Annotated in this window: 20 protein-coding genes, 1 tRNA gene and 1 rRNA gene; 10 read left to right on the top strand and 12 right to left on the bottom strand. The window is 57.6% G+C overall.

Annotated features, from left to right (window positions below):
• The first annotated feature begins 32 nt into the window (after positions 1–32).
• Positions 33–105: transfer RNA gene (locus HMPREF2527_RS07475), tRNA-Ala, on the top strand.
• Positions 106–108: 3 nt separating this feature from the next.
• Positions 109–225 (top strand): 5S ribosomal RNA (gene rrf / locus HMPREF2527_RS07470).
• A gap of 287 nt (positions 226–512) precedes the next feature.
• On the opposite strand, the gene HMPREF2527_RS07465 is transcribed toward rrf, so the two are convergent.
• Entirely contained in the window at positions 513–848 is a 336-nt protein-coding gene (locus HMPREF2527_RS07465) for a hypothetical protein (RefSeq protein ID WP_005504118.1), read from the bottom strand.
• A 173-nt stretch (positions 849–1021) separates the two neighbouring features.
• Here HMPREF2527_RS07465 and HMPREF2527_RS07460 point away from each other — a divergent pair, with 173 nt between their 5' ends.
• The 3 genes from HMPREF2527_RS07460 to HMPREF2527_RS07450 all read left to right on the top strand — a co-directional run bounded on the left by HMPREF2527_RS07460 (position 1022) and on the right by HMPREF2527_RS07450 (position 3417).
• Positions 1022–1549 carry a peptidylprolyl isomerase gene (locus HMPREF2527_RS07460; RefSeq protein WP_005508008.1) on the top strand — a complete coding sequence of 176 codons (528 nt, stop codon included), beginning with the start codon at positions 1022–1024 and terminating at the stop codon, positions 1547–1549.
• Between the two features lie 171 nt (positions 1550–1720).
• The gene (locus tag HMPREF2527_RS07455) at positions 1721–2548 is read left to right on the top strand and encodes a rhomboid family intramembrane serine protease (protein ID WP_070507485.1); all 828 of its coding nucleotides are present in this window, start codon (positions 1721–1723) and stop codon (positions 2546–2548) included.
• A gap of 56 nt (positions 2549–2604) precedes the next feature.
• Positions 2605–3417 (top strand): rhomboid family intramembrane serine protease, encoded by an 813-nt coding sequence (locus HMPREF2527_RS07450; RefSeq protein ID WP_083294472.1) that lies wholly within the window; start codon positions 2605–2607, stop codon positions 3415–3417.
• A gap of 343 nt (positions 3418–3760) precedes the next feature.
• Here the strand turns inward: HMPREF2527_RS07450 and HMPREF2527_RS07445 are convergent, their stop codons facing one another.
• The 5 genes from HMPREF2527_RS07445 to HMPREF2527_RS07425 all read right to left on the bottom strand — a co-directional run bounded on the left by HMPREF2527_RS07445 (position 3761) and on the right by HMPREF2527_RS07425 (position 8312).
• Positions 3761–4579 carry a shikimate 5-dehydrogenase gene (locus HMPREF2527_RS07445; RefSeq protein ID WP_005504124.1) on the bottom strand — a complete coding sequence of 273 codons (819 nt, stop codon included), beginning with the start codon at positions 4577–4579 and terminating at the stop codon, positions 3761–3763.
• Between the two features lies 1 nt (position 4580).
• Entirely contained in the window at positions 4581–4901 is a 321-nt protein-coding gene (locus HMPREF2527_RS07440) for a glutaredoxin domain-containing protein (protein ID WP_005504125.1), read from the bottom strand.
• A 552-nt stretch (positions 4902–5453) separates the two neighbouring features.
• Entirely contained in the window at positions 5454–5618 is a 165-nt protein-coding gene (locus HMPREF2527_RS07435; RefSeq protein WP_005504128.1) for a hypothetical protein, read from the bottom strand.
• Between the two features lie 434 nt (positions 5619–6052).
• Complete coding sequence (locus HMPREF2527_RS07430) at positions 6053–7450, bottom strand: galactokinase (RefSeq protein WP_070507483.1); 1398 nt, start codon at positions 7448–7450, stop codon at positions 6053–6055.
• Positions 7451–7709: 259 nt separating this feature from the next.
• Entirely contained in the window at positions 7710–8312 is a 603-nt protein-coding gene (locus HMPREF2527_RS07425; RefSeq protein WP_049338650.1) for a TetR/AcrR family transcriptional regulator, read from the bottom strand.
• Positions 8313–8604: 292 nt separating this feature from the next.
• Here HMPREF2527_RS07425 and HMPREF2527_RS07420 point away from each other — a divergent pair, with 292 nt between their 5' ends.
• The 4 genes from HMPREF2527_RS07420 to HMPREF2527_RS07405 all read left to right on the top strand — a co-directional run bounded on the left by HMPREF2527_RS07420 (position 8605) and on the right by HMPREF2527_RS07405 (position 12620).
• Complete coding sequence (locus HMPREF2527_RS07420) at positions 8605–9558, top strand: biotin synthase (protein WP_070507481.1); 954 nt, start codon at positions 8605–8607, stop codon at positions 9556–9558.
• A gap of 249 nt (positions 9559–9807) precedes the next feature.
• Complete coding sequence (locus tag HMPREF2527_RS07415) at positions 9808–11550, top strand: cation:proton antiporter (protein ID WP_070507478.1); 1743 nt, start codon at positions 9808–9810, stop codon at positions 11548–11550.
• A gap of 198 nt (positions 11551–11748) precedes the next feature.
• Complete coding sequence (locus tag HMPREF2527_RS07410) at positions 11749–12261, top strand: hypothetical protein (protein ID WP_049352259.1); 513 nt, start codon at positions 11749–11751, stop codon at positions 12259–12261.
• Positions 12262–12272: 11 nt separating this feature from the next.
• A complete protein-coding gene (locus HMPREF2527_RS07405; RefSeq protein WP_005507997.1) occupies positions 12273–12620 on the top strand; it encodes a hypothetical protein in 348 nt (115 codons plus the stop codon).
• 182 nt (positions 12621–12802) lie between these two features.
• Here the strand turns inward: HMPREF2527_RS07405 and HMPREF2527_RS07400 are convergent, their stop codons facing one another.
• From HMPREF2527_RS07400 to HMPREF2527_RS07375, 6 genes are all read right to left on the bottom strand, one after another.
• Positions 12803–13327 carry a hypothetical protein gene (locus tag HMPREF2527_RS07400; RefSeq protein ID WP_210390377.1) on the bottom strand — a complete coding sequence of 175 codons (525 nt, stop codon included), beginning with the start codon at positions 13325–13327 and terminating at the stop codon, positions 12803–12805.
• 124 nt (positions 13328–13451) lie between these two features.
• Positions 13452–14225 (bottom strand): HAD-IIB family hydrolase, encoded by a 774-nt coding sequence (locus HMPREF2527_RS07395; protein WP_070507476.1) that lies wholly within the window; start codon positions 14223–14225, stop codon positions 13452–13454.
• A gap of 172 nt (positions 14226–14397) precedes the next feature.
• A complete protein-coding gene (locus HMPREF2527_RS07390; protein ID WP_012902656.1) occupies positions 14398–15252 on the bottom strand; it encodes a PTS system mannose/fructose/sorbose family transporter subunit IID in 855 nt (284 codons plus the stop codon).
• A gap of 11 nt (positions 15253–15263) precedes the next feature.
• Positions 15264–16130 carry a PTS mannose/fructose/sorbose transporter subunit IIC gene (locus tag HMPREF2527_RS07385; protein ID WP_012902657.1) on the bottom strand — a complete coding sequence of 289 codons (867 nt, stop codon included), beginning with the start codon at positions 16128–16130 and terminating at the stop codon, positions 15264–15266.
• On the bottom strand, positions 16127–17107 hold the full coding sequence (locus HMPREF2527_RS07380) for a mannose/fructose/sorbose PTS transporter subunit IIA (RefSeq protein WP_012902658.1): 981 nt from the start codon (positions 17105–17107) through the stop codon (positions 16127–16129). Before HMPREF2527_RS07380 ends, HMPREF2527_RS07385 begins: the two co-directional genes overlap by 4 nt.
• A gap of 733 nt (positions 17108–17840) precedes the next feature.
• Positions 17841–18710, bottom strand: coding sequence for a PRD domain-containing protein (locus HMPREF2527_RS07375; protein ID WP_070507474.1), 870 nt, complete (start codon positions 18708–18710; stop codon positions 17841–17843).
• A 249-nt stretch (positions 18711–18959) separates the two neighbouring features.
• Here HMPREF2527_RS07375 and HMPREF2527_RS07370 point away from each other — a divergent pair, with 249 nt between their 5' ends.
• Positions 18960–19703: a response regulator transcription factor gene (locus HMPREF2527_RS07370; RefSeq protein WP_012902660.1), complete on the top strand. Its 744-nt coding sequence runs from the start codon at positions 18960–18962 to the stop codon at positions 19701–19703.
• Positions 19704–19780 lie beyond the last annotated feature (77 nt).

The raw sequence follows: 19780 nt of genomic DNA, 5'->3' as shown, positions 1-19780 counted from the left end.
GCAAAAGGTGTTATAGACTAGTAGAGCACCACGGGGGCGTGGCGCAATTGGTAGCGCATCTGCTTTGCAAGCAGAGGGTTAGGGGTTCGAGTCCCCTCGCCTCCACTTTCCGGTGATTATAGCAAGAGGGAAACGCCTGGTTCCATTCCGAACCCAGAAGCTAAGACTCTTCGCGCCGATGGTACTGCACTTTTGTGGGTGTGGGAGAGTAGGTCATCGCCGGTTTATTTTTGAACCGAGAACCCCATGTCGAAAGACATGGGGTTCTTTGTATATCCGGGTATGTCAGAAAAATACCGCAGGGGGCACCCGGGGAGATTCAGCGCTCTATCTGTAGCATCTGTAGCGCCTCCTCTCTCCCTTTTCTCCCCCAAAAAAGAACAAACAATAGCCGCCCGCTAGAGTAAAACTCTAGCGGGCGGCTATTTTTCATAAAGCGCTCTCTTACGCCGCTAGCGGCGCCTCAGAAAGCTATCTTAGATCCCCTGAGAGAAGGAGATACGGGGGAACGCTTATGCGTTCTTCCAGGGGTCCTCCACGGGACGAGCTGCGTTGTAGGCTGCGGCGCCTGCAACACCCAGAGCAACCAGCAGACCCAGGAATGCCAGGCCCTTACGGGGGCGCTTGCCGCCGTTACGCTCAATACGAGCCAGTTCCTTCTCAGCGGCACGAACAGTCTTTGCGGTAGCCTTACGAGCCTTCTTTAGAGCCTTCTTGTTGCCGGTCAGCTTCTCAGCGAACATCTCAGCGGTCTTGCCTTCCAGCGCGGACTCAACAGCAGCCAGAGAAGAGACAATAGCCTGAGCCTTAGCAGCCTTGCGTGCCTTACGCTTCTTGCAGCAGAACATGGGGTGACCTCCATCGGTTGAAATGCGCCAGCAGCCAGAAAACGCCGCCGCGCGCGTAGTGTTCATCTCTCAGGATATTCAATTCCCGCCCAAAAAGCCCGCCCAACGGTGCGCCCGGGGCGAAAAAACATGTTAGATGGCGAATGAGCGCCGCCCCGTGCCACAATAGAGCCATGACTAATGCAACTGCTAAGGCAACTATCCACACTAACTACGGTGACATCGTCGTCGAGCTCTTCGGCAACCACGCACCGCTGACTGTTGAGAACTTCATCGGCCTGGCTGACGGCTCCCGTCAGTGGAAGCACCCCCGCACCGGTGAAATCATGAACACCCCCCTGTACAAGGACGTCGTGTTCCACCGCATCATCAAGGACTTCATGATTCAGGGTGGCGACCCCCTGGGTATGGGCGTTGGTGGCCCCGGCTACCAGTTCAAGGACGAGATTCACCCCGAGCTCTCCTTCTCCAAGCCCTACCTGCTGGCAATGGCTAACGCAGGCCCCGGCACCAACGGTTCTCAGTTCTTCATCACCACCGTTGAGACCCCCTGGCTGAACGGCCGCCACACCATTTTCGGTGAGGTTACCGACGAGGCATCCAAGAAGGTTGTTGACGCTATTGAGGGCGTTGAGACCGGCTTCCAGGACCGCCCGGTCAAGGACGTTGTCATCTCCTCGATCGACATCGAAAAGCTCTAATAAACCCCATCAGAAGGCTCATACGAGCATTCTGCTGAAGGTGTTGAGAAAACACGTATAGTTCAGGGGCCCGCCAGGATTTTTCCGGTGGGCCCCTGCGCTTATATGCCCACGCGCGCCATCCCCCGCACATCACCCCGGTTGATCCGGTACACAACCCCTGGAGGTTCAGTGGAGAACTTTCCCAACTACGCAGGCTACGGGCAGACCCCCACGGTCTGCGTCAACCACCCCAACCGCGTTAGCTACGCCCAGTGCAAGCGCTGCAACCGCACCGTCTGCGGCGAATGCCAGGTAGCTCTGGATGTGGGCATGGTCTGCCCCGACTGCTACCGCGACCTCACCGGTGGTAGCTCGAAAGCACAGGGTTCGAAGGCAAAAGGCTCGTTCCTGGCGCGCCACTGGCACATTACGTACACGCTCATTCTGATTAACGTCGCGATGTACGGTCTGCAGCAGATTATCCCGAATAGGTGGATGGTCAACCACGGCATGATGTGGTGGCCCTATGTTCAGCACGGTGAATATTACCGCCTCATCAGCTACGGTTTTCTGCACTCACAAAACGACCCGATGCACCTGGTGTGGAACATGATTTACCTCTTCATCTTCGGTGTATCTCTCGAACGTATGATAGGGCGCTGGAAGTTCCTTGTGGTGTACCTGGGCTCAATCGTCTTTGGTGCCTTCGGCGTGCACGTGCTGACTCCTTCAACGAGCGTGGCGGGCGCATCAGGCGGCGTGTACGGCCTCTACGGTGCCTTCTTCGTCATCCTGCTCCTTAGGAGGCAGAAGGACACGGCGCGCCTCTTTATGCTGCTTATCGGCATTGGTGTGGTTCAGAGCTTCTTCAACCCGAATATTTCCCACGCATGCCACGCGGGTGGCTTTATCGGCGGTGTACTGCTGACCCTGCTGTTCGTCCCGTTTGTGAAGAAGCCCGAGTCCTCGGATCCGCCGCAGCAGAGCCCGCAGCAATGGCAAAACGGCAGGTACTAGCCTGAAAATCCGCAGAAAATCTTCGGAAAATCCGGCACAAAATCCTTGGAGAGGCAGTGGAGAACTTCCCCAACTATATGAACTACGGGCAGAGCCCCACGGTCTGCGTCAACCACCCCGACCGTGTCAGCTACGCCCAGTGCGGGCGCTGCAACCGCACCATCTGCGGTGAATGCCAGACGGCACAGGAAGCGGGTGTAGTCTGCCCCGAATGCTACCGTGACCTCAATGGAGGCGCCTCGAGACCGAAGCGTTCCTTCATCGCCCGTCACTGGCATATTACGTACACACTCATTCTGATTAACGTTGTGGTGTACGGTCTGCAACAGATCATTCCATTCCACTGGGTGTACAACCTCGGCAGGATGTCGGGTCCCCGTGTTCACCACGGTGAGTACTACCGCTTGATTACGCACGGTTTTTTGCACTCGCAGAATGACCCGATGCACCTGGTGTGGAACATGATTTACCTCTTCATCTTTGGTGTATCTCTCGAACGAATGATGGGGCGCTGGAAGTTCCTCTTCGTATATATGGCTGCTACCCTGGGTGCTGGCTTCAGCGTGTACATCTTCACCTACTACCATGGCGTCGTGGGCGCATCAGGCGGTGTGTACGGCCTCTACGGTGCGTTCTTCGTCCTTCTGCTTCTTCGGAAGCAGAAGGACACAGCGCGCCTCTTTATTCTGCTCATGGGTATTGACATTGTGCAGAGCCTCTTCCACCCGAATATTTCTCACGCGGGACACTTTGGCGGTCTTGTCAGTGGCGCACTAGCAACCCTGCTGATTATCCCGTTCGTGAAGAAGCCCGAGTCTTCGGAGCCGCAGCAGCAGAGCCCGCGACGGTGGTTCAACGGCAGGTATTGAGCCTGAAAATCCGCGGAAAACCGCCGCAGACGAGGGTTATCCACAGAGGTTTTCCACACTGTGTATAACTACATTCGTGTAATTCCACGAGTGTGAGTACATGTTTAAAACCTGTGGATACAGGCTAAAACACTCGAATTACACGGGGTGAATTACACGGGTGTAAGAGTTTTCCCCAGATTTCTCCACAGATGTGGAAAACCTTAAGTACCAGGCTGTGTGTAATTACAAAAAATTTCGGCGCAAAGCGCCGGATAGAACAAAAAGTGCCCGGAAGAATCAATCTTCCGGGCACTTTTGCGTATCGAGCCCCTCACGGGGCGAAGAAGCAGCGGGCGCGAACCTAGTTCGCCTGAGCCTCCGCCTCCTCAACCTCCTCGGGGGTGAGCTCCACACCGGTGTACAGGCGGAACTGCTCAGCGGCCTGCAGAGCAATCACCTCGCCGCCGTGAATAACTTCCTTACCCGCCGCGCGAGCCGCACGGACCAGCGGAGTCTCAACAGGCATCGCCACCACGTCAAAGACCACCTGCGCCTCAGCAATAGCCTCCTGCGGGTAGGACAGCTCCTCGCTCTCCTCACCGCCAGCCATGCCAATCGGGGTCACGTTCACCAGAATCGGCGCTCGCAGGTTGCCCACCTCCGGTGCCCAGGCGTACTCGTAACGCTCAGCCAGCGCGCGGCCGGTCTCCTCATTACGGGCAATAATCATGCCTTGCGAGAAGCCCGCATCAAAGAACGCGCCAGCCACAGCAGCCGCCATACCGCCCGAACCGCGCAGCAGGAACGGCAGAGACGGATCCACATTATGCGAACGCAACAGGGAAGCCACCGCAATCACATCCGTGTTGTACGCCTTCAAGAAGCCGTCAGTGTTCACAATCGTGTTCACCGCACCAATAACCGCAGCCGAGTGGTCCATATCGTCCATCAGCGGGATAACAGCTTGCTTGAACGGCATAGACACCGAGCAGCCACGAATACCCAGAGCACGCACGCCGGCGATAGCACCCTCAATGTCGGTGGTGGTCATCGCCTTGTACAGGTAATCCAGACCGTGCTTCTCATACAGGTAATTGTGGAACTTAATACCGTGATTTGACGGGCGACCAGACAGAGAAATGCAGACCGTCGTATCGCGGTTCAGTGCCGGGCGAGCCATCTTAAGCCTCGCCGCCAGCGTCGAGAGTGTTCTGGATCAGCTTCTTCACCTTGTTGCGGCTCACCAAGTCAGCGACCACAAAGTGGGTGTCGCCGGTATCCACGGTGGGAACAACCGCGTTGCCGTCGTTGAGGGACTTCACATGCGCCTCAGCCTGCGGATCCTCCCAAATGTTCACCCAGGTAGCGTGGTCGCCCAGCTCGCCCAGCTTAGAATCCAGAGCCTCGCAGTAGGGGCAGCCGGGGCGCCAATAAATGACGACGCCGCCATCCTTCATGACCTCGCGTGCCTTCTGCTGATCGGACTGCTGACGTTCAAACATAGTTCCTCCATAAACAGGGTGCTCCGCGGTCTCCAGGAGGCGCTAAAACCTGCCTGAGGGCGCAGCTCAATAAGTTGATGTATCAAGCATAGCCTGAGGTTACAGGGGCAGGGGAGAGGTCCTCATAGGGCGAACGCCCGCGCCGCACCCCGGCAGCCCGTGCAGCACTCCCGCAGAAGCCTTCACCCTGCTCTCCAGAAGCCTGTGCCCCGCCCCAGATGCCTTCCCCCGCGCATTAACGGCATACGCCCCACACCAAGGTTGCCGGACCAATGATGCGGGGCGTATACAGTTCGCGAGAAAGCGCGAGCACTTGTGCTGAGTAAGAGTAAAAGAAGAGTGAAAACAGGCTACCAGGCGGTAACCGAAGCTGAGCAATATGCCGAGTGAGTCGGTGAATGAAAGAACCCAGGCGGGGCAGAACGCCCCATTATTCGAGAGAGATGTTGAGTGAAAGCCGTTGAGTGAAAGCCTGTGATGCAAACCCAGGGAAATGGCGCCCTACCCCATGAGGAAGCGAGGCAGGGCGCCAATCCAAAGGAGGCTGTCGCCTTACTTGCCGAACTTCTCGGTCAGCTTGGAGACGTTCTCGGTCACGACCTCTTCAACCTTGGCAACGTGCTCGTCGGTGACGACCTCCTTGCCAGCCTTCTCGTTGATGACTTCCTGAGCCTTGTCGAGGCCCTGCTCAACGGTGCCCTTGATATCGAAGCCCATGGGGGCCTCCTTTCTGCGCTTTCGCGCTCTAAAGCCTCACTTCAAGTGAGGGGTCTGCCCGGACGGGCAGAAAACTGGAGTGTGATGCTTTGGTGGACGAAACCTGCAAGCTGGGTTTGTATGTGACGGTAGAACCCAGTGTAGATGCTATCCATATGCCGGACTATGCGCATCGAAACTTTACAGCTCACGGATTGCGTCCGTCGATAAGTGTACATACCCGCGAAGGCAAGAAAAACCACCCTCAGAAAACGTGGCGCCACTTTTGACCAATGACCAAAAAATTATGGCTTATCAGCGCGTTATTACGGGGGATAACCGGAGGAAAATTGCAGAAACTCGCAGGAAACTTCCAGCTATGAATATTGTTCAAAACCCCGAAAAAACGCCCCTGTGACACCCCGCCGATTTATGACAGACCTCAGCGCCCAACCCTACAACACCGGAATATCCGTAGGATCAGCGCCCGCAGCCCAATCATGAGACGCCGCAAAACCAGCAACCATCGGCAAAAAACGAGGCGCCGCATAGCCGCGCACAGCATACGCAGTCGCCACCGCATCCGCGGCAGCCTCCAGCTGAGAGGTCGGAATCAGCGCCATCACCGCGCCACCAAAACCACCACCCACAATACGGGCACCCAACGCGCCCCGATCCAGGCACACCTGCACCGCATCATCAATCTCCGGGCGAGAAACACGTAACTCATCACGCATCGACACAAACGACTCCGTGAAAATGCGGCCAGCCTCCTCAAATGCCGCGAAACCAAGCTCATCAGCGTGCTGCAGCAAATAGCTCGCACGACCCACCAGAGTCATATCGTGGAACGCATGACGCACCCAACCACGCGGGAACGAACACGGACGACCCGCGTCCTCCAGCGCATCCAGGGCACGATTCACCGAAGAATCCACCAAATCCGCACGCCACGCCTTCGCAGCACGCGCATCCATACCCGCACACGACAAATCCTCCGGTAGGGCATCACGCAAAAAACGCAGACCCAAAGCATCAGCGCACGCCTCAGACGCCGCACGACGAGCCGCAAAACCGCCATCCGTCAGCTCATGCGGAGTGTTCGTATCAATCACCAAAAAACTCAAGCCATGCTGAGCAATATCCACCGCAACCGGCTCAATCGAAAAATCACGGAAATCAACCACCAGAGCCTGCTCCGGATGCGAACGCAACGACGCCGTCTGATCCAGGCCACCCGTATGCGCGCCAGCCATCTTATTCTCAGCCGTAATACACACCTGAGCCAGACGCGCACGCAACGCATCACTATCAGCCGGGGTAGCATCCGCCTCCGGGCACTCATCACGCACCGGACACGAAAGCTCCAACAACGCCAACGCCGTAGAACACTCCAAAGCCGCCGAAGACGACAAACCGCCACCCACCGGAACACGAGAATTAATCAGCAGATCAGCACCAAACTCATCGGGCAGCATAATATCCCTGCCACCCTCCTGATTCATCGCCCACGCAACACCCGCCACATAGGTGAACCAGCCCTTCAAATGACCCGGCTGAATATCGCGAATCACAACCGTGCGCTCATCACCGGGCATCTGCAAAGAAGACGCGCGCAACACACCATCACGACGCAACGCACCCGCCACATAGGTGCGGTACGGCAGCGGCATCGGCAGGCACGAGCCACCCAAAAAATCAATGTACTCGCCCAAAAGATTCAGACGCCCAGGCGCAGACCACACACCATCCGGCTCATAACCATACGCAGTAATAAACTCCTCACGCACACGCGCAATCTCCGCGCTATGGTCCGGAAGAGCCGCCCACTGGGCGGTAGCGGTCATCGACATGGAACACCTCTGATCAAGCCCCGAAAGGGGCGCTAGGACGTAAACGACACCCCACCTGCACCCGACACCCAACGGGCATCAGCGCAAGCACGTGTCACCTCTAGACTAAAGCAGAAAACCAGCGAACATCGACTCAGCCGCCAAACCGCACCGGTATCAGCGTGCGGCAGGGCAGCCAAAAGCCAACGCACGCAAAAGCCCCGCACCCTACAAGGGGGCACGGGGCACCATACACAACTAATAAACCAGGGCTAAGCGATTACGCATCCTGCGTATAGGGCTCCTGCACCACCATCATCGTGTCAATGGCAGAAAGCAAATCCTGGCGGTAACGGTTAAACGCATTCTCAATCAGAGGAACATCGCCACTCGCCACAGCCTCCTGCGGAGAAATCAGCGGCAGAGTCTGATACTCCTCCACCAGGCTCAACGCAATATGGGTCAACAAACGAGCACGACGCAGCGCCTCCGCATGACCCAAACCAAGAGCCTGGAACTCATGAGCCATAGCCACCACAGGCTTCAACTCACGAGGATGCAGAGCCAAGCTTAAACGCACCACCTCAGGGCACTCACGAATCGGGTACAGCAGAGAGAACAGAAGATCACCGCGGCGAATCATCGAAGCACGAATAGCCTCCGGATTCGGCTCAGCCTCCTCAGACATCGACTTCGGGGCACGAGCCAGAATGTAATCCGCCAACAGAATGAGAAGCTGCTGCTTATTCTTCACGTGGTAGTACAGGGCGCCGGGAGCCACGTGAAGCTCCTGAGCGAGTCGGCGCATGGAAAGGTCCGCCAAACCGTAGGTCGCCAAGACCTCGTAGGCGGTATCTAGAATCTTTTCACGGGAAAGTACCACCCTTTCATTTTAGGGTGTTCAACTCTACATATTGAGCAAGGTGCACCCCACCGCAAACAAAAATCGCGCAAATACGCGGCACAACCTCAAAAATGAATGTCGATTCTCACTCACTCAGAGCGAACGTTTCGCGTTTCACGAGCACTTTTGCCACCAAAAACCGCTCCAGCACACACAGAATAGGTAGCCGCCCACGCTCTCGGCATAAAATCACGTCTTAAACCGTCCAAAACCGCCAAGACAGGTAAACCTCGCGGGCGCACACCCCAAAATCAGGTGTTTAATATTCGGTATGAGCAATGCATTTTCTGAACTAATCGAGCGCGCCACTGCAGGCGAAGGCCTCAACCGCGAAGAAATCCACACCCTCCTCGTGGACGGTGACGGACAGGACTTCGCCCTCATCGAGGCAGCCTCCGTCGTGCGCCGCAACGAATTCCGCAACATGATTGCGATCCACAACGAAGACGAAGCACTCGCCGACGCCCTGGGCACCCGCTCCATCGCCGTGGACTCCTACGAAGTACTGGATATCTCCCGCGATATCGACTCCGAAGAACTCGCGGCAACCATCGAACGTATTGCTGAATCCTCCGCCATCGGCGTGACCGTACTACTGCCCGAAAACGCAGTACCCATGATGCTGATGCGCGTGCTGTCCATCCTGCGCCTGGCGGCGCCCGCCAAGGTCATCCACCTGCCCGAAGGCTACGAACAGTCCCTGCGCTCGCTGACCTCCCTCGCAATGCACGTGGTCAGCGCCATCACCATTACCGACGACATTGAGCAGTGGCCGATGGTTAACGAGGTGCTCAAGGCACTGCGCCACGGCGGTATCGTCATCTCCGGCACCGGTGGACGCGATGCCCTCGCAGGCTACCTGCGTTACCTCTCCGACCTGGGCGTGGACCTCATGGGTCACCGCGATGCACGCGGCTCTGCCTGCGGCTCGGTCGACGGTGGCGGCTGTGGCTGTGGCTCGGGTGGCTGCGGTAGCCACGATGAGTCGGCACCTTCCGCCGGTGGTTGTGGCTGTGGCTCGGGTGGATGCGGTTCCTCCGCTGAAGCTCCGGCTGAGTCTCACGGCCACTCCCACGGTGGCGGCGGTTGCTGCGGCGGCCACGACGAACCGATCGAAGAAAAGGGAGGCTGCTGCGGCGGCCACGACGAGCCCGAACCGGTCGTGGAGGAGGAAGCTCCCGCTGGCGGTTGCGGCTGCGGTGCTGGTGGATGCGGCTCTAAGTAATCCGCTAGAGGTAACTACCCCAAGCAATATATTCCAAATATAGAATTTTCCCCTGAATAACCTACTGAAAAGTGAGGATATTCAGGGGAAAACTCTATATTCCACATAAAGCATTAGGCTTAGAGGTAAACAACGCCACAATAAACGCTGCAGAACCCCCATATCCGAAAAGCGGAATGAGCCCCTCCGGTAGAGTAGAAAGACGTAGCCGACTAACCCTAGCCGCGCGAAAGGAACAACACCGGACCAATGTTTTACCTCTCCGTTATTGTCATCATCCTGATTGCGACCGTGTTCATGGTCAGCGTCGGTGATCGACTCAACCTCCCCTGGCCGGTCATGATGACACTGCTCGGCACCGCCGCGCTCTTCATCCCCAACCGACCGGATCTTACTATCGACAGCGACATCATCCTGCCAATCTTCCTTCCGCCGCTACTGTGGGCCATCGGCGTTAAATTCTCCTGGGGCACCCTGCGCCGCCGCTGGAGATCCGTACTGCTCTACTCGGTCCTTCTCACCACCGTCTCCGCCCTGGCAATTGCCAGCGCAGCCATGTGGTGGGTCCCCGGCATGACCATCGCCGTCGCCCTTGCCGTCGGTGCCGCCGTCTCCCCGCCCGACCCCGTCGCCGTGGAAGCAGTCGCTGAGCCCGTCGGCATTCCCCGCCGCCTCATCGGCACCCTGCAGACCGAAGGTAGCTTCAACGACGCTATCGCAATCATTCTCTTCCACGCCGCAATCCACTCCATGACCAGCGGCCACCACATCGAGCCGCTCTCGGTCGCCAAGGACTTCGTGCTCGGCTCGATCCTCGCGGTCATTATTGGTTACATCTTCGGATGGCTCGGCGGCTACGTTCGCCAGCGCGCCCACGACGTGGTCACCAGCAACGCCGTGACCCTCGTGATCCCCTTCGGCGCCTACCTCGCTGCTGAAAGCGTGCACGCCTCCGGCGTTATTGCCGTGGTCATCGGCGCTATCCAGTTCACCAGCACCAAATACATGGCGGCACTCGAAGCGGAAGAACGCCTCTCCTCCACCTCCTTCTGGCAGATTATTGAGCTGCTCATGACCGGTGTCGCTTTCGGCCTCATCGGCCTGCAGGCAAGTAGTATCATCGCCACCGCCGACCCCTCCCGTATCGCAAGCCTCTTCGCTGACGGTGCCCTGGTCGCACTGGTCGCCATCCTGGTGCGCCTCATCTGGTTCACCATCGTCTGGCTGGCAGGACGCAAGAACCCCATCCACGAGGGTGCACCCGAAAGCTTTGCTGAAGTTATCGTTATGACCTGGTCCGGCATGCGAGGCCTCGTGACCCTGATTCTTGCCCTGTCCATCCCCGTGGTCAACGGCACCGAACAGGTACGCCAGGACGCCATCGTCATGATGCTCTCCGTACTCTTCTTCACCCTCGTGCTGCCCGGCCTGACCCTGCCCCTGCTCGTGAAGGTCCTTGGCGTGCAGGCTAACCATGAAGAAGAAACCGCCGTACCCGAGCTGCTCAAGATTGCGCAGGTCGCAGCCCTCGAGGCGCTGCAGGCTGAAGCGAAGGCAACCACCGACCCGGAAACCTACGCTCGCGTGAAGGAAATGTGCTCCGCCATTACCCGCCGAGACGAAATCAGCGAGGCACTGCCCGAAGAATACAAGCAGCACATGGAGAAGCTTAAGGACAAGAGGAACGACTTCGTGCGCCTGCGCGATGCCGCCCTCGTCGCCGCGCAGAACGAGGTTATTTCTGCTCAGGACCGCTACGACTCCCACGACGTGACCCGCGTGGTGCGTAAGCTGGACATCCTGGCGCAGGCAGAAAGCATCCGCTCCTCCGGCATGTTCATTCTTCCTGCCATGACCGCCGGCGCGGTCGCCATGGAACGCTACAACCTCTGGAAGAAGCACCAGGGCACCCTGAGCACCCGCGCAATCCCCGTGGTGGAAAACGCGCCCGCCTCGCCCCTGGTCACCAACGAGGTAACCCCCACGTCCTAGCCGGTACCTGCACTGCGCGCATGAACGTGACGTTTCTGCCCCTGCCTACGCCACCGAGATAAGCCATCTGGTCTTTAGCTCACAGGCGATAGACAGGGGCAGAAGCAGATTAAGCCTCAACTATCACCTAAAATGAGACAGGAAACGTAGTGAACGTACGTTAGCTCTCTCAAACTCACGAACACATTGAAAGTAGACATGGACTTCAAGACTCTCTCGCCTGCGTACCTGACCTCCCTCGGCGTAATTTTTTGCGGCGCGCTCTTGATTGGAACCTCCAACCCCTGGCTCCTGTGGCTCGGCTGGATCCTTCTCATCCTTGCGTTGGGCCTGAACGTCCTCGCCTTTGTGCTGTCCGTGGGTAAGGCGAAGGGTGACCCGACCCCCGCACTGGTGACCAACCTGGACGGTTTCGAATCCTCCGTGGAGAACCGTATCCGCGAGCGCGCAGAGCACCGCCGCGAAGAACGAGAAGCCGCTGAGCATGAGGCAGTTGAGCACGATGCTGCGGCGCAGGTTGATCAGGAAGTAGCTCCCGCTGAGGCAGCTGAGACCGTTGAGGCGACCGCGCCCGCTGAAACTGCAGAGGTCCGCGAGGAAGAGCCCACCGAATCTCAGCCGATTGTTGATCGTGCCCCCGGCCGTATGAGCGTTCTGCCCTCGCGTCCCCGTTCGGGTCGTACCCCCAAGCCCCGCTCCAACGCACGCTAGGTAGGTCGGTAGTGAATACGAAGTTTTTGCTTTCCCCGGCGTACCTGGTTTCTGTTGCCCTGATGCTTTCCGGCGCGGTGCTTTCCGGTGGTCGGTTCATGCTGATCGGCTGGATTCTGTGCATTGTGGGTGTCTGCCTGAACGCCATGACCCTGGTGGTGCTGACGAATCGCGAGCAGCTGTACACCATGGAGGCGAAGGCTGCCCGAGGCACCCGCCGCGGCTTTGATGACCGCCCCGCTGTGGTGCAGCGATTGGACGAGGCTCCGGCTACTGACAGCGCAGACGAAGGATCTGCGGAGTCCGTCGAGGAAGCCGCAGAAGAGCCCGTTGAAGCACCCGCGCAGAAGACCAACTAGGGTGTAACCCCCTAAGACGTAAAAGACCCCCGCAGAGGGTATCTGACGTGAATAAAAGACCGTAACCGCCCCCGTACAGGGGAGTGGTTACGGTCTTTTGTTGCGCCTGAATGCTCACCTCGACTAACGCTCGTCGAATACTTTTGTTTTTGGAGGAGGGGTGAGCGAGCGCAGTGGGGTCTTTAGCGCTGAGTACCCAGCTTCTGTGCCGCGAAATCCGCGTACTCTTGCACGTGCGCGCGAGCCTGCTTGGTCAGCGCCTTATTCTCATCCAGGATACGCGCCGACTGCGCCGCCATCAGCTTCAGGTACTGGCGGTCGCGGGTCTTCTTCCATGCGGTGCGTGCCGCCTCCAGCTCCGCAAAATCGTTGAGCGCCTGACGCTGCATCGTGTAGCGGACCCACATGAGCACCAGAATCAGCACCAGCGGAATGAGACACGCCCAGCTCTGCCACAGCCCGTACAGTGCCGCCGCAATGGCACCCAAAACAATCAGCACCGGGGAAATGGAGACGATGGGGGACTCGGGACGGTTCTTCTGGTTCTTCACGAGTGATTCACGCGCCATAGCGCGGAAGGTGTCAGAGAAGCTGGACGGGTCGTAAGACTGGGCAGGCTCCGGTTGCTGGCTCTTCTGGGACTGGCTCTTGGGAAACTGATCCTTGCCGGGCTGGTTCTTACGGGGCTGAGAAGCGGAAGGGCACATAGAAACCTTACGGGGGTAATGGGAAAGCGGACGTTTCACGTGAAACGGGGGAGTAGGCGGCGAGTACGCGGAAGCGGGTGGCAGGATTAGCGCTCGCCGCACCTAAACGCCACCTCGGCAGCTTCTACAGGGAAGCCTCAATAAACTCGTACGCCTTATCCACACAATCGGTGGTGACAGCCTTAACCTCATCGGGGGAGTAGCAGAACGACGCCGAACGGTCAGCGTAGCGGTGCATGTCGATATCGTTCCACGAATCACCAATCGTATGCACCTCATAGGAGCTACCCGGATGCTCCGACTGCAGGTACTCCACCAGATGCTGCAGACCGGTGCCCTTTGTGCAGGCGGGCGGCACAATATCCAGGAAATCCTGGTTCTTGTGGCAGTCCACCGAATCACCAAAACGCTCCAGAATCCAGGTGTACGCCGCCTCGCGAATCTGAGCATCCGGAATCCACAGGGGCACACCCACGTACTCGTGGTTCTGCAGGTCGTCAGCCGGCAGGGGAGTGAACTCCGGCAGGATATTCGTCGAGGAGCCCACCCGGTCGCAGAGGCTGTAATCGTTATCCAGAGTCGTCGCGAACAGAGCCACGCCGTCCACGGTGCTGAAATGCTCGTAGCACGCTTGCACAACACTCACCGGAAGAGGCTGATGGTAAATCACCCGGTACTGCCGGTCAGTAATCACCGCACCCGTGTACAGCACGTGGTAATCAAAACGGATGGCGGTCGGGTTCAACGCCAGTTGCGTGGCAAAAATGCTCTTGCCCGTGCACGAGACCGCCAGGTTACCCTCCGCCTGCCAGCGGGCAATCGCCTGCTCAGTGGCAGGCTCCACGGCACGGTTAAACAGGATCGTGCCGTCAAGATCGAAAGCCATCAATTTGGTCATAGAAACTCCTTCGCGGGAGGGCTGCATTGCCGCGAATTGTGCGCCGCAACCCATAAAAAACGGGGGTGCCGCCGGTACTTTTAAGTGTACCGACCGCACCCCCACCACTTGAGATATAGCCCCTGAATCTCACGCCTTCACTGAAGGGTGAAAGGGCTCATTCCTCATATTTTTAGAGAGCCAGGAATCCCAGGTAGGAACCGAGGATGCCCACGCCAAAGAGGGCGAAAATCAACCAGATGGCGTTAATCTTCTTCTTCAGAAGCCACATGCACAGGAAGCACAGACCCAGCGAGGCCAGGCCCGGCAGCAGATCGTTCAGCACGGACTGGACGGTCACATTTACCGTCTCGCCCGCCTGGTTTGTGTAGCTAGTCAGTGGCAACGGAATGTTCACGCTCGTCCAGCGGTACACCAGAGCACCCATCACGAACAGGCCCATCACGGAGGCGCCCTGAGTAATCTTCTGCAGGGTGTTGCCGCCCGCCTCGGTCACAATCTGGGTGCCCTTCTCGTAGCCGTACTTGAAGCCGTACCAGCGGGTTGCCCAACGAATTGCGGTCATGCCGAAGAAGAACAGCAGCGGGCCCAGAATATTGCCGGTCACCGCCAGGGATGCGCCCAGAGCCGCCAGCACGATACGTGCGGTACCCCAGAAAATCGGGTCGCCCACGCCGGCCAGTGGGCCCATCAGGCCCACCTTAACGTTGGTGATGGCGGCTTCGTCAATGTCCTTACCGGCTGCCTTCTCACGCTCCATCGCAGCGGTCACGCCCATAATCGAGGATGCAACCCACGGCTGGGTGTTGAAGAACTCCAGGTGGCGGGTCAGCGCCTCCGCCTGGTCTTCTTTCTTGGTGTAGAAGCGCTTAATGGCCGGAATCATGGAAACCGCGAAACCGATGGACTGCATGCGTTCGAAGTTGAACGAACCGAGCAGGAAGGTGGAGCGGATGTAGGTGTCGACCTTATCGCGCTGGGTGAGCTCGGGAACTTCAACGAGCTCGACGTTCTTGTTTTCAGTCATGGTGATGCTCCTTATTCGAGCTCGTTGTCGAGGTCATTGGCGGCGGCCGGTGCTACGGCGGGTGCCTCACTCTTATGGAAGAGCGGGTTCAGCTGCGTGTACAGCAGGCCCAGGCAGGCGCCGACCAGGCCGATAGCAACCAGGTTGAACTGTGCCGGGGTGGACAGTGCCACGAGGACGTCCTTTGAGCTTCCGCCGGGTAGCGGCACAATCGACTGGGTTGCCGGGATAGCGGCGGCGGCGATGAAGCCGAGGAAGAAGAAGGGCATGAGGGCCTTCGAACGCATCATGTTGATGACCATTGCGAAACCGACCACGGTAATCATGCCACCGGCAATACGCAGACCGATGGTCACCTGTTCCGGAATCATGCCCAGCAGGCGGGTCAGCTCGTCGGAGCTAATCAGCGCCACAATAGCGGTCGGGATAGCCACGCGCAGACCCTGCAGAGCCATACCGCTAATGTGCATCAACTCAATACCGCGGAAGTTAGCCGTCTTTGCGAAATTATCCGCCTGATGCTGGAAGAACACCGTAATGGTACGAACGAAAATGGTCAGAACCTGACCTGCTGCCGCCAGCGGCACAGCAATAGCAATACCGGTGGTGATGTCCTGGTGACCCTGAATCACAACAACAGCGGAGATGGTGGACGCCAGAGCTGAGTCGGGAGCCATCGCCGCACCGACGTTCATCCAGCCCAGGGCGATGAGCTCCAGTGCGCCACCGAGCATAATGCCGGTAGTCGGGTCACCCAGCGCAAAACCCATCAGGGTGCAAGCGACCAGGGGGCGGTGGAACTGACGCTCGTCCACCACGGATGCGACGCCCGCAATGAACGCCACGAGAACAACGAGAATAAACGTCAGGGCGCTCATGCGTCCAGGCCTTTCTGCTTGAGGATCTTTTCCAAATCAACCGGGGAGTGGTTGGGCAGCTGCTGCACCGTCAGCTTCACACCGCGCTTAATGAGTTCGCGGTAGGCTTCCAGGTGTTCCTCGGAGGCGTACACTGCGTCCGAAAGCTGAACCATGCCGGTCTTGAAGGTGACGCCACCAACGTTCACTTCGTTGATCTTGACGCCTTCGTCGAGCAGTCGCACCACGTCAACGGGGGATTCCACGACGAACATGGTCTTCATGCCGGTGTACTTGGGGTTGTTGTACACGCGGCCAGCCTTAGCGATGTCCAGGACGTTGGTCTTCACGCTGGTCGGCGCGACCTGCAGCAGCAGGGACTTGCGCAGCTGATCGTGTGCCGCATTATCGGATGCCGCGATGAAGGTCTGCGGTGCGATATGCGGAACCCAGGTGCCTGCCACCTGACCGTGAATCAGACGGGAGTCGATGCGGGTGAAGATAGCGTCCATGGTGCCGCCGGGAACCTGCTGAGCAGCCGGAACCTCGACCGCCTTGGTCTCTGTGGGCTTCGCCTCGGCGGGCTTGGCGGCTGCGGGCTGGTTCGCCTCCTGGAAGGAGCGAATACCCTTAGTGCCAGCCTTGTGCGCCTTAGCGACCAGGGACTTGAGGGTTGCGTTCTTACGGCCTGCGCCGGAGATGACCTCAATAAGCATCGGTACGTTGACACCGGAGACGACGTCGACGCCCTCGCGGGTGGCTGCGAACTGCGCACCGGCGTTGTAGGGGCTACCGCCGAAGAGGTCGACCAGCAGCAGGGTTTCTTCTGCTTCAGACGCCTCAACGATGCGGGTGTACTCTTCGACGAGATCTTCGGGGCCCTGACCCGGCAGGAAGGTGACCGGGTGGACGTTTTCGAAGTTACCGAGGATCATGCCGGCGGTCTTCAGCAGAGCCGGAGCCGACTCGCCGTGTGCCGCCACAATGATAGTGACCATAGTGGTCCTCTCGTTTTCGTGACATGGTGTGTAGGGGCCCCGTGAGGGGCCTCATAATTCTCAGATAGTAACACGTTGTTTTTGTGTTTTGTGGGTTTTTTCTGAGCATGCACACTTTAGGTTCTTGTGACATTTTTTCACGTGTTGGAATATGGGTTTTTGGTGTCAAAACACGTATTTATTGCCAGGGTGTAAAAAATTTAAACAGAACACTGAAAAAAGGTTGCCGAAGTGGTGGATAAAGCGTTATTTTCGTGAAATTTCAGGAATGACGGCATATTGTAAGCGGACTGACGAGGTGCTTGTTATGGGATATTTTGGACTGTGATAGTGTAAGAAAATGATTTACAAAGAAAATACCGAACAAAAAAATGGATGCATGGATCAAAAGATGTGGGATTTATATAAAACCCACATTTTCCTGCAATCTGTCCACAGAATGGTATTTCTGGAAGACGCCGCTAAAAACCGTCATTTCAAAATTTAATCGACGCGCTAACGCGCGAAGAAAAACCCAGGAAAACGACAATTTAGTGACAGGTTGTATATATAAATAGCAACTCACCTTTAACGGCCACATTCCGCCCGGCAGCCCCCCTCTAGAATCCTCACTCCCAGATTCCCCACCCGAACCCCTCGCCGGGATTCTGGGGCATAGATTTCGAGGCGTAGAAAAATCTGAGGCATAGAAAAAGCGACCAGGAACCCCCGGTCGCTTTCTATCGAACATGCGCTACGCGTTAATGCCCCACATATCCCGCGCCAGACGCGCAATATGAATCGTCAAATACGTCAACTCATCACGAGTCAGGCTCTGCTTCAGCTGCATCTGCAGTACCAGCAAAACCTTCTGTGCACACGCGTAGGCGCGCGGTGCATCCTCACGAAGAGCCGCCAACAAACTCGGCTGCGACACCTCATCAACATCCTCCGCGCGATTCGCGGAGGTGCGGCTCGCCCGTACAAACAGGTACCGCAGATGCGTCACAAAACGTGCCGCACTCATTGAATCCGGGTCGAGCTTGCGCTCGTAGCTTGCCTCAATAATTTCAAAAACCTGCGCGAAAACCTCAGTCATGCGGAATGCCTGAGACATATCCGCCGTCGCAAATTGCGCGTTGACCAGGTGCAGCGCTAGGGGAATAGCCTCGTTCGGGTCCAGCTCAACATTCAGGCGCTCGCGAACCATCGCCAATACTGCGCGGCCGTACTCCACCTCGCGTGGGTAGAGAACAGTCACCTCCGGGGCGAGCGGATACTGCACCCGCACCCCGTCACGCGCACGAACCACCGCATAGTGCAGGTGATCAGCCAGCGGAAGAATAAACGAGTTCGACAGCTCCAGCGCACCCTCGGCGCGCACCTTCGACTCCAAAAGCGTGGCAATCGACAGAATCTCCGCCGGAATCTCAGACAGAGTCATACTCAAACGCTCACCCGACATGCCCTGCTCCGGCACAAACGTCTGCTCCACCGCAGACGGGTCAATCAGCTGACCCTTACGCTTACCAAAGGCAATGCCGCGACCAATCATCACGGACTCCTTGCCCAAATGATCCACAGTGAGGACAACATTATTGTTATAGATACGGCTAATGCGCATGTGTCCTCCTTTGCGGGTGTTGGTCGCCGGAACAGAAACGGCAAATTCAAAAGATACGCAAAGGTGATTGAGCGTTACCTAAGCTAGTACAAATTCTACCGAAAGTTTGAAGCTGTCATGAAGGGTTGACGCGCAAATGCGGGGTAAAGCTGTGCCCCAGCTGTGACGCGGGCAAGCATTCCATAAGTTTGCGGCTGAAAACCGGCTCCCGCCTCACCGCGAACCCTAAATCGCGATACCCTTAATCACATGAGCAGCAAAGCAACCGAAATCGCAAAGAACCTTCCCACACTAGAGCATCCGGACGGTAGCCCCATCCGCGCCCTCGTTGTTGATGATGAGGAGATGCTCAAAGAACTCGTCAGCATGGGTCTGAAAATGATCGGCTGGGAGGTGCAGTCCGCAGGCGACGGCCCCTCCGCGCTCGCGATTGCGCGCGATTGGCGCCCCGACGTGCTTGTGCTGGATATTATGATGCCCGGCTTCGACGGCCTGGAGTTGCTCTCCCGTATCCGCAAGTTCTACCCCGAGGTTCCCTGCCTCTTTCTGACCGCTAAGGATTCGGTTGATAACCGTATTGAAGGCCTTGCCGCCGGTGCGGACGACTACGTGACTAAGCCCTTCTCCATGGAAGAGGTCATGATCCGTTTGCACCGCCTGGTGCAGCGCTCCGGTGTTGCCTCCATTGATGATGCTGAGCTGGTCGTTGGCGACCTGGTGCTGAACCAGGACACCCGCGAGGTGACCCGCGGTGGCGAGCAGATTAACCTCACTGCAACCCAGTTCGACCTGCTGCGCTACCTCATGGAGAACGCGAAGCGCGTGGTCTCCAAGAGCCAGATTCTTGATAACGTCTGGAACTACGATTTTGGTGGTCAGGCAAATATTGTGGAGCTGTACATCTCGTACCTGCGTAAGAAGATTGATGTGGGTCGCGAACCGATGATTCACACCGTGCGCGGTGCCGGTTACGTGCTGCGTCCCGCCGTCTAAGTTTATTCTCTGCTCTTCATATGGCGCGGTATAACACCCGGTTATACCGCGCCATATCAGTTATATTCTGTATTTCG

This window comes from Rothia sp. HMSC071B01, from assembly GCF_001808945.1.
GTDB lineage: Bacteria > Actinomycetota > Actinomycetes > Actinomycetales > Micrococcaceae > Rothia.
Note: the sequence above shows the minus strand (reverse complement) of the source record. Positions and strands in the feature narration are given on the sequence as shown.